This is a genomic window from Streptomyces sp. NPDC012835 (assembly GCF_042900885.1).
Taxonomy (GTDB): Bacteria; Actinomycetota; Actinomycetes; order Streptomycetales; family Streptomycetaceae; genus Streptomyces.
This window is the reverse complement of the sequence record NZ_JBIBBW010000003.1, coordinates 14,220-29,184: the sequence shown is the minus strand read 5'-3', so window position 1 is coordinate 29,184 and position 14,965 is coordinate 14,220. Positions and strand designations below refer to the sequence as shown.

General features: G+C 67.8%; 11 protein-coding genes. All 11 read left to right on the top strand.

From position 1 onward, the window contains the following. Positions 1 to 121 precede the first annotated feature (121 nt). The 11 genes from typA to ACFY6S_RS13410 all read left to right on the top strand — a co-directional run bounded on the left by typA (position 122) and on the right by ACFY6S_RS13410 (position 14,960). Entirely contained in the window at positions 122 to 1,996 is a 1,875-nt protein-coding gene (typA, locus tag ACFY6S_RS13460; RefSeq protein ID WP_388815420.1) for a translational GTPase TypA, read from the top strand. A gap of 596 nt (positions 1,997 to 2,592) precedes the next feature. Further along, on the top strand, positions 2,593 to 3,624 hold the full coding sequence (locus tag ACFY6S_RS13455) for an ABC transporter permease (protein ID WP_388815418.1): 1,032 nt from the start codon (positions 2,593 to 2,595) through the stop codon (positions 3,622 to 3,624). A gap of 97 nt (positions 3,625 to 3,721) precedes the next feature. After that, the gene (locus ACFY6S_RS13450; protein WP_388815416.1) at positions 3,722 to 5,521 is read left to right on the top strand and encodes an ABC transporter substrate-binding protein; all 1,800 of its coding nucleotides are present in this window, start codon (positions 3,722 to 3,724) and stop codon (positions 5,519 to 5,521) included. A 114-nt stretch (positions 5,522 to 5,635) separates the two neighbouring features. After that, positions 5,636 to 6,613, top strand: coding sequence for an ABC transporter permease (locus ACFY6S_RS13445; RefSeq protein WP_388815414.1), 978 nt, complete (start codon positions 5,636 to 5,638; stop codon positions 6,611 to 6,613). A gap of 10 nt (positions 6,614 to 6,623) precedes the next feature. Then, entirely contained in the window at positions 6,624 to 7,685 is a 1,062-nt protein-coding gene (locus tag ACFY6S_RS13440) for an ABC transporter ATP-binding protein (protein ID WP_388815412.1), read from the top strand. A gap of 25 nt (positions 7,686 to 7,710) precedes the next feature. Continuing rightward, complete coding sequence (locus ACFY6S_RS13435; protein ID WP_388817889.1) at positions 7,711 to 8,856, top strand: ABC transporter ATP-binding protein; 1,146 nt, start codon at positions 7,711 to 7,713, stop codon at positions 8,854 to 8,856. A 423-nt stretch (positions 8,857 to 9,279) separates the two neighbouring features. Beyond that, positions 9,280 to 10,917 (top strand): ABC transporter substrate-binding protein, encoded by a 1,638-nt coding sequence (locus ACFY6S_RS13430; RefSeq protein WP_388815410.1) that lies wholly within the window; start codon positions 9,280 to 9,282, stop codon positions 10,915 to 10,917. Positions 10,918 to 10,981: 64 nt separating this feature from the next. After that, a complete protein-coding gene (locus ACFY6S_RS13425; RefSeq protein WP_388815408.1) occupies positions 10,982 to 11,905 on the top strand; it encodes an ABC transporter permease in 924 nt (307 codons plus the stop codon). Beyond that, positions 11,898 to 12,890, top strand: coding sequence for an ABC transporter permease (locus tag ACFY6S_RS13420; protein ID WP_388815406.1), 993 nt, complete (start codon positions 11,898 to 11,900; stop codon positions 12,888 to 12,890). Before ACFY6S_RS13425 ends, ACFY6S_RS13420 begins: the two co-directional genes overlap by 8 nt. A gap of 11 nt (positions 12,891 to 12,901) precedes the next feature. Continuing rightward, complete coding sequence (locus ACFY6S_RS13415; RefSeq protein ID WP_388815405.1) at positions 12,902 to 13,876, top strand: ABC transporter ATP-binding protein; 975 nt, start codon at positions 12,902 to 12,904, stop codon at positions 13,874 to 13,876. Next, positions 13,869 to 14,960 carry an ABC transporter ATP-binding protein gene (locus ACFY6S_RS13410; protein WP_388815403.1) on the top strand — a complete coding sequence of 364 codons (1,092 nt, stop codon included), beginning with the start codon at positions 13,869 to 13,871 and terminating at the stop codon, positions 14,958 to 14,960. The genes ACFY6S_RS13415 and ACFY6S_RS13410 overlap by 8 nt, the downstream gene beginning before the upstream one ends. Positions 14,961 to 14,965 lie beyond the last annotated feature (5 nt).

Here is a 14,965-nt window from a genome sequence, read left to right as displayed (position 1 = left end):
TCGGGCCGGGAAGCCCCCGGTGCCTCAGCCCCGTACCATGGGACGAGCCGTGGCCGCTCCGCCCGGCGGGCGTACGAGGAAAACAACGCCGCACCCACGATCGAGAGAAGCGCCAGCCAGCATGCCCACGCGCCACGACATCCGTAACGTCGCCATCGTCGCCCACGTCGACCATGGCAAGACCACTCTGGTCGACGCCATGCTGAAGCAGGCCGGCGCCTTCGCCGCGCACGCCGCTGAGCAGCTCGACGACCGGATGATGGACTCGAACGACCTGGAGCGTGAGAAGGGCATCACGATCCTGGCCAAGAACACGGCCGTGAAGTACCACCCGAAGACCGGTGGCGACCCGATCACGATCAACATCATCGACACCCCCGGCCACGCCGACTTCGGTGGTGAGGTCGAGCGCGGTCTGTCGATGGTGGACGCCGTCGTGCTGCTGGTCGACGCCTCGGAAGGCCCGCTTCCGCAGACCCGCTTCGTGCTCCGCAAGGCTCTCTCGGCGAAGATGCCGGTCATCCTCTGCATCAACAAGACCGACCGCCCCGACTCCCGGATCGCCGAGGTCGTCGACGAGACGTACGACCTGTTCCTGGACCTGGACGCGACGGAGGAGCAGATCGAGTTCCCGATCGTCTACGCCTGCGCGCGGGACGGCATCGCCTCGCTGACCAAGCCCGAGGACGGCACGGTCCCGGCCGACAGCGAGAACCTGGAGCCCTTCTTCAACACGATCCTGGGCCACGTCCCGGCCCCGGAGTACGACGAGGAGGCGCCGCTCCAGGCGCACGTCACCAACCTGGACGCCGACAACTTCCTCGGCCGTATCGCGCTGTGCCGCGTCGAGCAGGGCGAGCTGAAGAAGGGCCAGACCGTCACCTGGATCAAGCGTGACGGCACCATGTCCAACGTCCGCATCACCGAGCTGATGATGACGGAGGCCCTGACCCGCAAGCCCGCGGAGAAGGCCGGCCCCGGCGACATCTGCGCCATCGCCGGTATCCCGGACATCATGATCGGCGAGACCCTGGCCGACCCGGAGAACCCGATCGCGCTGCCGCTGATCACGGTCGACGAGCCGGCGATCTCGATGACCATCGGGACCAACACCTCGCCGCTGGTCGGCAAGGGCGGCAAGGGCCACAAGGTCACCGCCCGCCAGGTCAAGGACCGCCTCGACCGCGAGCTGATCGGTAACGTCTCGCTGCGCGTCCTGGACACCGAGCGCCCGGACGCCTGGGAGGTGCAGGGCCGCGGTGAGCTGGCGCTGGCCATCCTCGTCGAGCAGATGCGCCGCGAGGGCTTCGAGCTGACCGTCGGCAAGCCGGAGGTCGTCACCAAGCAGGTCGACGGCAAGACGCACGAGCCGATCGAGCGCATGACGATCGACTCCCCCGAGGAGCACCTCGGCGCCATCACCCAGCTGATGGCGACCCGCAAGGGCCGCATGGAGACGATGACCAACCACGGCTCCGGCTGGATCCGCATGGAGTGGATCGTTCCGTCGCGCGGCCTGATCGGCTTCCGTACGGAGTTCCTGACCCAGACCCGCGGCACCGGCATCGCGCACTCCATCTTCGAGGGCCACGAGCCGTGGTTCGGCGAGCTGCGCACGCGCCACAACGGCTCGCTCGTCGCGGACCGTTCGGGTTCGGTGACGCCGTTCGCCATGGTCAACCTCCAGGAGCGCGGTGTCATCTTCACCGAGGCCGGCACCGAGGTCTACGAGGGCATGATCGTCGGTGAGAACTCGCGCGCCGACGACATGGACGTGAACATCACCAAGGAGAAGAAGCTCACCAACATGCGTGCGGCCTCCGCCGACACCACGGAGAACGTGGTGCCGGCCAGGAAGCTGTCGCTGGAGCAGTCCCTGGAGTTCTGCCGCGACGACGAGTGCATCGAGGTGACTCCGGAGACCGTCCGTATCCGCAAGGTCGTCCTCGACCAGAAGCTCCGCGGCCGCGCCGCCTCCCGCGCCAAGCACGGCTGATCCTCCGGCGTCGCCACGACGCCGCAGGACCACGGCCCGGCCCGCTCCCCGCCCGCACCACCGGGGGAGCGGGCCGGGCCGTTCGTGGTGGCCGCCCGGGGGTCGTCGGCGGACCCGCCCGGCCGGAGGGCGTCCCGTACCCCGTCGCTCGCCGTCTTCCGGCCGACGTGAAGCGCTCCGCGCAACCGGTTTTCCTTGGCCAAACGTCCGGATGTCGAACATGATTCTCCGGAACATGTGTTAACGGTCCGTTTCGCGGGTGTCTGTCTGCGCTCGCTTTGTCCGTATTTCGGGCGGGCTCGACATGGCATGTTGCCAAAACGAGACACTTTAAGTGTGGTTTACGGCCCGGTCGTACTTAATAGTTGGCCATTGAGCTCGCGTCAATGGGTCATGCGCTGTGGGGGGCGCGCCGACTCACGAGCAGAAGCACACCAGGGGTACTCGGCACAGCGCACTGTCAGGGGTGTCAGCGCGCGTAGACAGTGCCCCTCTCGCAGTGACCAGTGGACTCATGAGGAGGACCCCATGCGTGGTGCCGTAAGCGCCAAATGGGTCGGGCACGCGGTTGTGATCCCCCTGGGGGAAGAGCGATCGTGACAAGTCCAGTACAGACCGAGGACGCCGAGGCGTCCGCCCTGCCCGACGCGGAGAACGCGTCGGGCGCCGGGACCCACGAGGCCAAGACGCCTGCCGGACTCTCTCCCGGCCAGTTGATGTGGCGCCGCTTCAAGCGGGACCGTACTGGGGTTGTTTCGGCCATCGTCGTCATCTTCTTCTTCGTGGTCGCGATTCTCGCGCCCGTGATCAAGATGGTGTACGGCAAGGATCCCTACACCCTGTACGGCCAGGACAACCTCGACCTGCTCGACGACTTCAACATGCCGACCGGCAGCATGGGGGGCATCACCGGCGACCACTGGTTCGGCATCGAGCCGAACCTCGGCCGTGACGTCTTCATGCAGCTGGTCTACGGCATGCGTACCTCGATCTACACCGCGCTCGCCGCGACGCTCCTGATGGTCATCGTCGGGGTGCTGGTCGGGCTGGTCGGCGGATACTACGGCGGCAAGGTCGACTACTGGCTCGGCCGGCTGACCGACTTCCTGCTCGGCTTCCCGAGCCAGCTGTTCTTCATCGCCTCCATGCCGGTTGTGGTGGCCGCCTTCGTGCGGCCCGACGAGGAGACCCCCACGGCCCTCCGGGCCACCGCGATCATCCTTGTGCTGTCGATCCTGGGCTGGATGGGCCTCTCGCGCCTGATCCGTGCCGCTACCCTCTCCCTGCGCGAGCGGGAGTTCGTGGAGGCCGCGAAGATCGCCGGCGCCTCGCCCTGGCGCATCATCCGCAAGGAACTCCTGCCCAACCTGGTCACCCCGATCCTGGTCCAGGGCACTCTGCTGCTGCCGTCCACCATCCTCTCGGTGGCTTTCCTCTCCTTCGTGGGTGTCGGCTTCGTCGAACCCACCCCGGACTGGGGCCGGATGTTCGCCACGGGCGCGGACATCTACGAACAGGACCCCTTCTACATGCTCTTCCCGGGTGTCGCCATGGTCATCTTCGTGGTGGCGTTCAACCTCCTCGGCGATTCCGTCCGAGACGCATTCGACCCGAAGTCCGGACGCTGACGTCCAGTTGCGGGATGGCTGCCCCCGGGCGCCGGTACAGGACCGGACGCGCCGGCAGCACAGTTGGATCACTACTGACAGATAGGTACTCATCACCATGAGCATCTTTGGCACGCGCAAGACACGCGCTGTCGTCGTCGCCCTGGCGGCCGGCTCGCTCGCGCTGACCGCTTGCGGCGGCAACAGCGACAGCGGCACCAAGGACACGGGCAAGAGCAAGGACGACGCCGCCAAGCAGTCGGCGGCCGTCTCCTACGGTGACGCGAAGGCGTCCACCGGCCCGGCTGCCGAGGTCACCGGCGCGAAGTCCGGCGGAACCATCTCCGTCTACCAGGAGACGGACTTCTCGCACCTGGACCCGGGACAGAGCTACGTCAGCGACGCCAAGACGCTCGACCGACTGCTCCAGCGCGGTCTGACCCAGTACCTGGAAGGCGACGACGGCAAGATGACCGTCGTCGGTGACCTGGCCACCGACTCCGGCAAGGAGTCCGACGGCGGCAAGACCTGGACCTTCACGCTCAAGGACGGCCTGAAGGACCAGAACGGTTCCGCGATCACGTCGAAGGACATCCGCCACTCCGTCGAGCGGCTGTACGCGCCGTTCATGACGGACGGCCCGACCTACATCCAGCAGTGGCTCTCCGGCTCCGGCACCACGTACCGCAAGGCGCTGCCGGACGGTCCGTACAAGGGCAAGCACCTGCCGGACTCGGTCCTGGCGACCCCGGACGCGAAGACCATCGTCTTCAAGTTCAAGACCCCGCAGCCCGACCTGCCGCAGGCGCTCGCGATGCCCGGCTACTCCGTCGTGCCGGAGAAGACGGACACCAAGGAGAAGTACGACACGGCCCCGGTCTCCACCGGCCCGTACAAGATCTCCGACTTCAAGCCCGGCAAGTCGATGACGCTCGTCAAGAACACCAACTGGGACCCGAAGACCGACTCGGTCCGCCACCAGTACGTCGACGGCTGGAACATCGAGTTCAACCACGACAAGGACGACCAGACCAAGACCATCCTGGCCGACCGCGGCGAGGCCAAGAACGCCACGATGTTCACCGGTCAGGTCGCCACCAACCAGGTCCGCAACGTGGTCTCCGACCCCGAGGCGAAGAAGCGCACGGTCGAGGGCTACGCGCCCTACGTCTGGCAGCTCAACTTCAACCTGGACCGGATGAAGGACAAGAAGGTCCGCGACGCCATCGCGTTCGCGATGCCGAGCGCCCAGATCTACAAGCTCGACGGCGGCGCCTACGGTGGCGAGACCGCGACCGGTCTGATGTCCCCGACCACTCCGGGCTACGAGGACGACTACGACCCGTTCGGCAAGAAGGCCAAGCCCAACGGTGACGTCGAGAAGGCCAAGGCGCTGATCAAGGAAGCCGGCGCCGAGGGCAAGAAGGTCATCTACGCGTACGCCAACACCCCGGTCCGCCAGCAGCAGGCCGTCGTGATCGCCGACCGGCTGAAGGCGATCGGCCTGGAGGTCGTCAAGAAGGAGATCGACTCGGCCACCTGGTACGAGCAGGTCGGCAAGGTCGACAACGGTCTTGACCTCTACATGACGGGCTGGGGCCAGGACTGGCCGTCCGCCTCCACCGTCATTCCGCCGCTGTACGACGGCACGCAGCTCCAGGACGGCTCCTCGATCTACTCGCACATCGACGACGAGAAGGTCAACAAGGAGATCGCCCGCGTCCTGAAGCTCACCGACCCGGCCGAGGCGCAGAAGGCGTGGACCGCCCTGCACCACGACATCGTCGAGCGCATCAACCCGGCCGCGCCGATCTACTACACCAAGGTGTTCCAGCTCGTCGGCTCCAACGTGGGCGGCGCGCGCTACTCGTCGGACTCCAGCTACGTCGACGTGACGCGTCTGTTCCTGAAGAAGTAAGCACCGCGTAGGCAGGTCCCGGGGGTGCGCACACGGCGGAGTGCGCACCCCCGGGCCGCCGATCCTCTCCTCTCGACCCCCTCACAGCCGCCGTCCTGAGAGCAGCGACCAGCCATGCTTCAATTCCTTCTGCGCCGGACGTTCGGCGCGGTTCTGACACTGTTTCTGATCAGTGCCGTCACGTTCTTCATGTTCTTCGCGATCCCGCAGGACCCGGCCCTGCTCGCTTGCGGCAAGAACTGCACTCCGGACGCGCTGGCTGTCATCCACCAGAACCTCGGCCTCGACAAGCCCGTGACGGTGCAGTTCTGGAACTTCATGGTCGGCATCTTCGCCGGCCGCGACTTCGCCGTCGGCCACTGCGCGGCCCCCTGCTTCGGTGTCTCCTTCGCGAACCAGCAGCCGGTCTGGGACACGATCGTCGACCGCTTCCCGCTGACGGCCTCCCTCTCCGTGGGCGGACTGATCGTCTTCCTGATCGTCGGCCTGAGCGCGGGCATGATCGCGGCGTGGAAGAAGGGCACCTACATCGACAAGGTGTTCAGCTCCGCCTCGCTGGTGCTCAGCTCGATGCAGATCTACTTCCTCGGCCCGGTCGTCCTCGGCCTCTTCGTCTACAGCACCGGCTGGCTGGACAAGCCCAAGTGGGTTCCGTTCACCGAGAGCCCGAGCGGCTGGTTCATGGGTCTGCTGATCCCCTGGCTCGTGATGTCGGTGATCTTCACCGCCAACTACACGCGTATGTCCCGGTCGACCATGATCGAACAGCTTCAGGAGGAGCACGTCAGAGCGGCCCGTGCCAAGGGCATGGGCAGCCGCTACGTCTTCTTCCGCTATGCCTGGCGCGGTTCGCTGATCCCGATCGTCACCATCCTCGGCATGGACCTCGGCGCGCTCTTCGGCGGTGCCATGGTCACGGAGATCACCTTCGGGCTGCCGGGTATCGGCCGGCTCGCCCGTGACTCGGTCATCCTCAAGGACCTGCCGCTGACCATGGGCGTGATGATCGTCAGCGCCGCCTTCATCCTCTTCTTCAACGTCATCGTGGACGCCATGTACGCCGTCATCGACCCGCGCGTGCGTCTGTCCTAGGAGAACGACCGTGACCACACTCACCAAGACCGAGGACGCCGCCGCCCCCACCGGATCGGACGCGTTTCTCTCGGTGCGCGACCTGCGGGTCCACTTCTCCACCGAGGGCGGCATCGTCAAGGCCGTCGACGGGCTCTCCTTCGACCTGGCACGCGGCAAGACGCTCGGTATCGTCGGGGAGTCGGGTTCGGGCAAGTCCGTGACCAACCTGTCCGTCCTGGGTCTGCACAACCCGCAGAACACCGACATCCAGGGCGAGATCCTGCTGGACGGCCAGGACCTGACGGACGTCTCGGGCAGGGAGCTGGAGAAGCTCCGCGGCAACAAGATGGCGATGATCTTCCAGGACGCGCTGACCGCCCTGTCGCCGTACTACACCGTCGGCCGCCAGATCGGCGAGCCGTACATGAAGCACACCGGCGCGAGCAAGAAGGAGGCCCGCGCGCGGGCCATCGAGATGCTCGGCAAGGTCGGCATCCCCGACCCCAAGAACCGCGTCGACGACTACCCGCACCAGTTCTCCGGCGGTATGCGCCAGCGCGCCATGATCGCCATGTCGCTGGTGTGCAACCCCGAGCTGCTGATCGCCGACGAGCCGACCACGGCCCTCGACGTGACCGTCCAGGCGCAGATCCTCGACCTGCTCAAGGACCTCCAGCAGGAGTTCGGCTCCGCGATCATCCTGATCACCCATGACCTCGGCGTCGTGGCCAACTTCGCCGACGACCTGCTGGTGATGTACGCGGGCCGGGCCGTCGAGCGGGGTTCCGTACGCGAGGTGCTCAAGGCGCCGCAGCACCCGTACACCTGGGGTCTGCTCGGCTCGATGCCGCGGCTCAACTCCGATGTGGACGAGCCGCTGCGGCCCATTCCGGGCACCCCGCCCAGCCTGCTGAACCCGCCCACCGGGTGCGCGTTCAACCCGCGCTGCGACTACGTCGACCTGGTCGACGGCGGCCGCTGCCTGAACGAGCGCCCGCTGCTGCCCGCAGGGCGCGGCTCCGCCTGCCATCTGACCGCGGACCGCAAGCAGCAGGTATTCATCGAGAAGATTCAGCCCCGGCTGGGCTGATGTACCGGCAACTGGGGCTATGACCATGAGCGAGAAGAACAAGACCACTACCGCCGCCGCCGGAATTTCGCCGCAGCGCGGTTCCGCCTCCGCATCCGCCTCGACCTCGGCCGAGCCGCTGCTCGAAGTGAAGGGGCTGACCAAACACTTCCCCATCTACGGCGGCTTTCCGATCAAACGGAAGGTCGGCGCGGTCCAGGCCGTCGACGGCGTCACCATGAGCGTCTACCCGGGCGAGAGCCTGGGCCTGGTGGGCGAGTCGGGCTGCGGGAAGTCGACCACCGGGCGGCTGCTCACCCGGCTGATGGAGCCGACCGGCGGCACCATCACGTACAACGGCCAGGACATCACGCACGCGGGCCGCAAGCAGCTGGCGCCGATCCGGTCCGAGATCCAGATGATCTTCCAGGACCCCTACGCCTCGCTGAACCCGAGGCAGACGGTCGGCACGATCATCTCCAGCCCGATGGAGATCAACGGCATCAAGCCGGCCGGCGGCCGTGAGGCGCGGGTGCGGGAGCTGCTGGAGATCGTCGGTCTCAACCCGGAGCACTACAACCGCTTCCCGCACGAGTTCTCCGGCGGTCAGCGCCAGCGCATCGGGGTCGCCCGCGCGCTCGCCCTGGAGCCGAAGCTGATCGTGGCGGACGAGCCGGTCTCGGCGCTCGACGTCTCCATCCAGGCCCAGGTCATCAACCTGCTCCAGGGCCTCCAGCGGGACCTGGGGATCGCCTTCGTCTTCATCGCCCACGACCTGGCCATCGTGCGGCACTTCTCGGAGCGCGTCGCCGTGATGTACCTGGGCAAGGTGGTGGAGGTCGCGGACCGCGACTCCCTGTACAACCGGCCGCGTCACCCGTACACCCACGCCCTGCTGTCGGCCGTGCCCGAGACGGACATCGACCGGGACAAGCGGGAGCGGATCCGGCTCGCCGGTGACGTCCCCTCGCCGATCATGCCGCCGTCCGGCTGCCGGTTCCGTACGCGCTGCTGGAAGGCGCAGGACAAGTGCGCGACGGAGGAGCCGCCGCTGGTCCAGCTCTCGGACAGCGCCGGCGGGCACCTGACGGCCTGCCACTTCCCGGAGGAGCCCTCGATCGAGGCGCGCCGCGAGGACGTCGTCCTGGACCCGGCGCTGGCGTCGATGGAGGGGCTGTCCGACGGGGAGTGATCCGTCGGTGGTACGAGAAGGGCCCGCGCCCGGGGATGTCCCGGGGCGCGGGCCCTTTCGCGTGCGCCGTTTCGTGGGAGCGCCGCCGGGAGGAACCCGTACATCGAGGCGGCCGGGGATCCGGCGCGCCACCGGGGGGCCCTCACCGACCGCGCACAGGGCCGGCCCGGCACGGGCGCGGACGTCTACTGCGAAAGGGTGACGAAGGGCGGGCCGGGGCCGCGGGTCCCGTCGAGCGCGGGACCACCTGGACCTCGGCCGGGGCGCGGCGGGACCGCTTGACGTACTGCCCGACGGCACGGCCGCCGTACCGGGACGGCTGCCGTTCGACCGCTCGTACAGTCGCCATAAAGGTGCGGTTCATCACCGTATGGGGTGTATTTGGGAGGCAGGAGGACTCGCGTCTGACGAGGAGGCACATCGATGCGCGGAGCCGCTACGCACGCCAAGTGGGCCGCATGCGCGGTGGCCGTCGCTCTGGCGGCCACCGGCTGCGGTGGTGGGGGGAGCGGTGACAGCGGGGGTGGAGGTGCCGATGGTGTGGTGCGCTCGTCGTGGGGCGATCCGCAGAACCCCCTGGAACCGGCGAACACCAACGAGGTCCAGGGCGGCAAGGTCCTCGACATGATCTTCCGGGGACTGAAGCGGTACAACCCGAAGACCGGCAAGGCCGAGAACGCGCTCGCCGAGAGGATCGACACCAAGGACTCGACCGACTTCACCGTCACCGTCAAGGAGGGCTGGACCTTCAGCAACGGCGAGAAGGTCACGGCGAAGTCCTTCGTGGACGCGTGGAACTACGGCGCCAACCTCAAGAACAACCAGAAGAACGCGTACTTCTTCCAGTACATCGACGGATACGCCAAGGTCCACCCGGACACGGGCCAGCCCACCGCCCAGACGCTCTCGGGGCTGAAGGTCACCGGCCCCCGGACCTTCACCGTCAAGCTGTCGCAGCGCTTCTCCACCTGGCCGGACACCCTCGGGTACGCGGCCTTCGCGCCGCTGCCCAGGGCCTTCTACGACCACCACGCGGCCTGGCTCGCCAAGCCCATCGGCAACGGCCCGTACACGGTGCGGAGCTACGCCAAGGGCTCCCAGATGTCGCTGCGCACCTGGAAGGAGTACCCGGGGCCCGACAAGGCCCGGAACGGCGGGGTGGACCTCCAGGTCTACACCGACAACAACACCGCGTACACGGACCTGGTCGCGGGCAATCTGGACCTTGTCGACGACGTTCCGGCCGCCCAGCTGAAGAACGCGAAGGCCGACCTGAACGGCCGTTACATCAACACCCCGGCCGGCATCATCCAGACGCTCGCCTTCCCCTACTACGACAAGGCGTGGAACACCCCGGGGGCCGTCAAGGTCCGCACCGGGCTCTCCATGGCGATCAACCGCAAGCAGATCACCGACACCATCTTCCAGAAGACCCGCACCCCGGCCACCGACTGGACCTCCCCGGTCCTCGGCGCGAGCGGCGGCTACAAGGCGGGGCTCTGCGGCAAGGCGTGCGACTACGACCCGGCCGCCGCGAAGAAGCTGGTCAGCGAGGGCGGCGGTATCCCGGGCGGCCGGCTCAAGATCACGTACAACGCCGACACCGGCTCCCACAAGGAATGGGTCGACGCCGTCTGCAACAGCATCAACAACACGCTCGGCAACGACAGATCGTGCGTGGGCAGCCCGGTCGGCACCTTCGCCGACTTCCGCAACCAGATCGGCCAGCAGAAGCTCACCGGACCGTTCCGGGCGGGCTGGCAGATGGACTACCCGCTCATCCAGAACTTCCTCCAGCCGTTCTACTACACCAACGCCTCGTCCAACGACGGCAAGTGGAGCGACCCCCAGTTCGACAGACTGGTCAACGAGGCCAACGCCGACACCGACACCAAGACGGCGATCCAGAAGTTCCAGCAGGCCGAAGGGGTCGTCCGGGACCAGATGGCGGCCATCCCGCTCTGGTACCAGAACGGCAGCGCCGGGTACTCGGACCGGGTCTCCCATGTCGAACTGAACCCGTTCAGCGTTCCCGTCTACAACGAGATCAAGGTCAGCTGACGCCGGCGGACGACAGGGCCCCGACGGTCCGGCGCCCCCGCCACCACGACCCCTGGAGCCGTTCATGGGACGTTATGTGATCCGGCGCCTGCTGCAGATGATCCCCGTCTTCATCGGCGCCACCCTGCTGATCTTCCTCATGGTCAATGTGATGGGCGACCCCATCGCCGGACTCTGCGGCGACCGCCAGTGCGATCCGGCCACCGAGGCCCAGCTGCGCAAGGACTTCGGCCTCGACAAGCCCGTCTGGCAGCAATACCTCACCTACATGGGCCATGTCTTCTCCGGGGACTTCGGCACCGCCTTCAACGGCCAGAAGGTCATCGACCTGATGGCCACCGCCTTCCCGATCACCATCCGCCTGACCGTCGTCGCCATCATCTTCGAGATCATCGTCGGGATCATCTTCGGCGTGGTCACGGGGCTGCGCCGGGGCCGGCCGATCGACACCTCCGTGCTGCTGCTGACCCTGGTCGTCATCGCCGTTCCGACCTTCGTCACCGGCCTGCTGGCACAGCTGCTGTTCGGCGTCACCTGGCACGTCATCGAGCCGTCCGTCTCCGCCGCGGCGCCGCTCGACGAACTGATCCTGCCGGGACTGGTACTCGCCTCGACCTCCCTCGCGTACGTCACCCGGCTGACCCGGTCCTCGATCGCCGAGAACGTCCGCTCCGACTATGTCCGTACGGCCATCGCCAAGGGGCTGCCGCGCCACCGGGTGATCACCCGGCACCTGCTGCGCAACTCGCTGATCCCGGTGATCACCTTCATCGGCACGGACATCGGCGCGCTGATGGGCGGGGCGATCGTCACCGAGCGGATCTTCAACATCCACGGCGTCGGCTTCCAGCTCTACCAGGGCATCCTGCGCCAGAACACCCAGACCGTCGTCGGCTTCGTGACCGTGCTCGTCATCGTCTTCCTCCTGGCGAACCTGCTGGTCGACCTGCTCTACGCCGTGCTCGACCCGAGGATCCGGTATGCCTGAGCCGCAGGGGCCCCGCCCCGAGAGCAGCCACGAATCCATCGCGCCGACCGGCGCCGGCGGTGCGATGGACCTCGCCACCAGCGAAGGGGGCACCCTGGAGCGGGGCCCCGAAGGCCCCGGCGGCGGCGGGCCCGAGGCCCGGCCGCGCAGTCTGTGGTCGGACGCCTGGCGGGACCTGCGGCGCAGCCCCGTCTTCATCGTCTCGGGACTGATCATCGCCTTCCTGGTGATCATCTCGATCTGGCCCTCGCTGATCGCCGACGGCAACCCGCTCTCCTGCGACCTCGCCAAGGCCCAGCAGGGATCCCAGCCCGGCCACCCCTTCGGCTTCAACGGACAGGGCTGCGACGTCTACACCCGTACCGTGTACGGCGCCAGGACCTCGGTGGTGGTCGGTGTGCTGGCCAGCCTCGGCGTCGCCGTCGTCGGCTCCGTCCTCGGCGGTCTCGCCGGGTTCTTCGGCGGATTCTGGGACGCGATCCTCTCCCGGATCACCGACATCTTCTTCGGCATCCCGGTGGTCCTCGGCGGGCTGGTGCTGCTGTCCGTCGTCACCAGCTCCACCGTCTGGCCGGTGATCGGCTTCATGGTGCTGCTCGGCTGGCCGCAGATCTCCCGGATCGCCCGCGGTTCCGTCATCACCGTCAAGCAGAACGACTTCGTCCAGGCGGCCCGGGCCCTCGGCGCCTCCAACCCCCGGATGATGCTGCGGCACGTCCTGCCCAACGCCATCGCGCCGGTGATCGTCGTGGCGACCATCGCGCTCGGCACGTTCATCGCGCTGGAGGCGACCCTCTCGTATCTCGGCGTCGGCCTCAAACCGCCGACCGTCTCCTGGGGGATCGACATCTCGGACGCCTCCCCGTACATCCGCAACGCCCCGCACATGCTGCTCTGGCCGGCCGGCGCGCTGGCCGTGACGGTACTCGCGTTCATCATGCTCGGCGACGCGGTACGCGACGCCCTCGACCCCAAGCTGCGCTGAGGAGTGCGTCCATGCTGCTCGAAGTACGCGATCTCCAGGTGGAGTTCCACACCCGCGAAGGAGTCGCCAGGGCCGTCAACGGCGTGACGTACTCGGTCGCGGCGGGTGAGACGCTCGCCGTGCTGGGGGAGTCGGGCTCCGGCAAGTCCGTCACCGCCCAGGCCATCATGGGGATTCTGGACTCGCCGCCCGGCCGGATCACCGGCGGCGAGGTGCTCTTCCAGGGCCGGGACCTGCTCCCGCTCAAGGAGGACCAGCGGCGCAGGATCCGCGGCGCCCAGATGGCGATGATCTTCCAGGACGCGCTGTCCTCGCTCAACCCCGTCCTCACCGTGGGCGCCCAGCTCGGTGAGATGTTCATCGTCCACCGGGGGATGAACCGCAGGCGGGCGCGGGCCAAGGCCGTCGAGCTGATGGACCGGGTCCGTATCCCGGCCGCCGAGGAGCGGGTGGACGACTACCCGCACCAGTTCTCCGGCGGGATGCGCCAGCGCATCATGATCGCCATGGCGCTCGCCCTGGAACCCGCCCTGATCATCGCGGACGAGCCGACCACCGCCCTGGACGTGACGGTCCAGGCCCAGGTCATGGAACTGCTCGCCGAACTCCGGCGCGAGCTGGACATGGGACTCATCCTGATCACCCACGACCTGGGCGTCGTCGCCGATGTCGCCGACCGGATCGCCGTGATGTACGCGGGCCGGATCGTGGAGACCGCCCCCGTGCACGACATCTACAAGGCACCCGCCCACCCGTACACCCGGGGGCTGCTGGAGTCGATCCCGCGGCTGGACCAGAAGGGCCGCGAGCTGTACGCGATCAAGGGGCTGCCGCCGAGCCTGCTGAACATCCCGCCCGGCTGCGCCTTCAACCCCCGCTGCCCGATGGCCCAGGACGTGTGCCGTACGGATGTGCCGCCGCTGTTCGAAGCCGGAGAGGGCCGGCGCAGCGCCTGTTTCTTCTGGAAGGAGACGCGCGATGGCTGACCCCGCCCCGGCCGCCGCCACACCGGCCGCACCCGCCGCCGAACCCATCCTGGAGGTACGGGACCTGGTCAAGCACTTCCCGCTGACCCGGGGCATCCTCTACCGCAAGCAGATCGGCGCGGTCCGGGCCGTCGACGGGGTCTCCTTCGATCTGGCGCCGGGCGAGACCCTGGGCGTCGTGGGGGAGTCCGGCTGCGGCAAGTCGACCGTGGCCAAGATGCTGGTGAACCTGGAGCGGCCCACCTCCGGGGTGATCCGCTACAAGGGCGAGGACATCACCCGGCTGTCGGGACGGGCGCTCAAAGCGGTCCGCCGCAACATCCAGATGGTCTTCCAGGACCCGTACACCTCGCTCAACCCCCGGATGACGGTGGGCGACATCATCGGCGAGCCGTACGAGATCCACCCCGAGGCGGCGCCCAAGGGCGACCGGCGGCGCAAGGTCCGGGAGCTGCTGGACGTCGTCGGGCTCAACCCGGAGTACATCAACCGCTATCCGCACCAGTTCTCCGGCGGCCAGCGCCAGCGCATCGGCATCGCCCGGGGCCTCGCGCTCCAGCCCGAGATCATCGTCGCGGACGAGCCGGTCTCGGCCCTCGACGTCTCCGTCCAGGCGCAGGTCATCAATCTGATGGAGAAGCTCCAGGGCGAGTTCGGGCTCTCCTACATCTTCATCGCCCACGACCTGTCGATCGTCCGGCACATCTCCGACCGGGTCGGCGTGATGTACCTGGGCCGGCTCGCGGAGATCGGCTCGGACGAGGAGATCTACGACCATCCGACGCATCCCTACACACAGGCGCTGCTCTCGGCGGTGCCGCTGCCCGATCCCACGGCGCGCGAGCACCGCGATCGGATCATTCTTTCGGGTGATGTTCCGTCCCCGGCCAACCCGCCGTCCGGGTGCCGGTTCCGTACCCGCTGCTGGAAGGCGCGGGAGCGGTGCGTGGTGGAGGTGCCGGAGCTGGCGGTGCCGGAGGTCTTCCGCCGTGAGGGCGGTCCCGCCGCGCACCCTTCGGCGTGTCATTTCGCGGCGGAGCGGCCGGTCGCACCGACCGCCCCGGAGCGAGGCGAAGACGGATAAAGCGC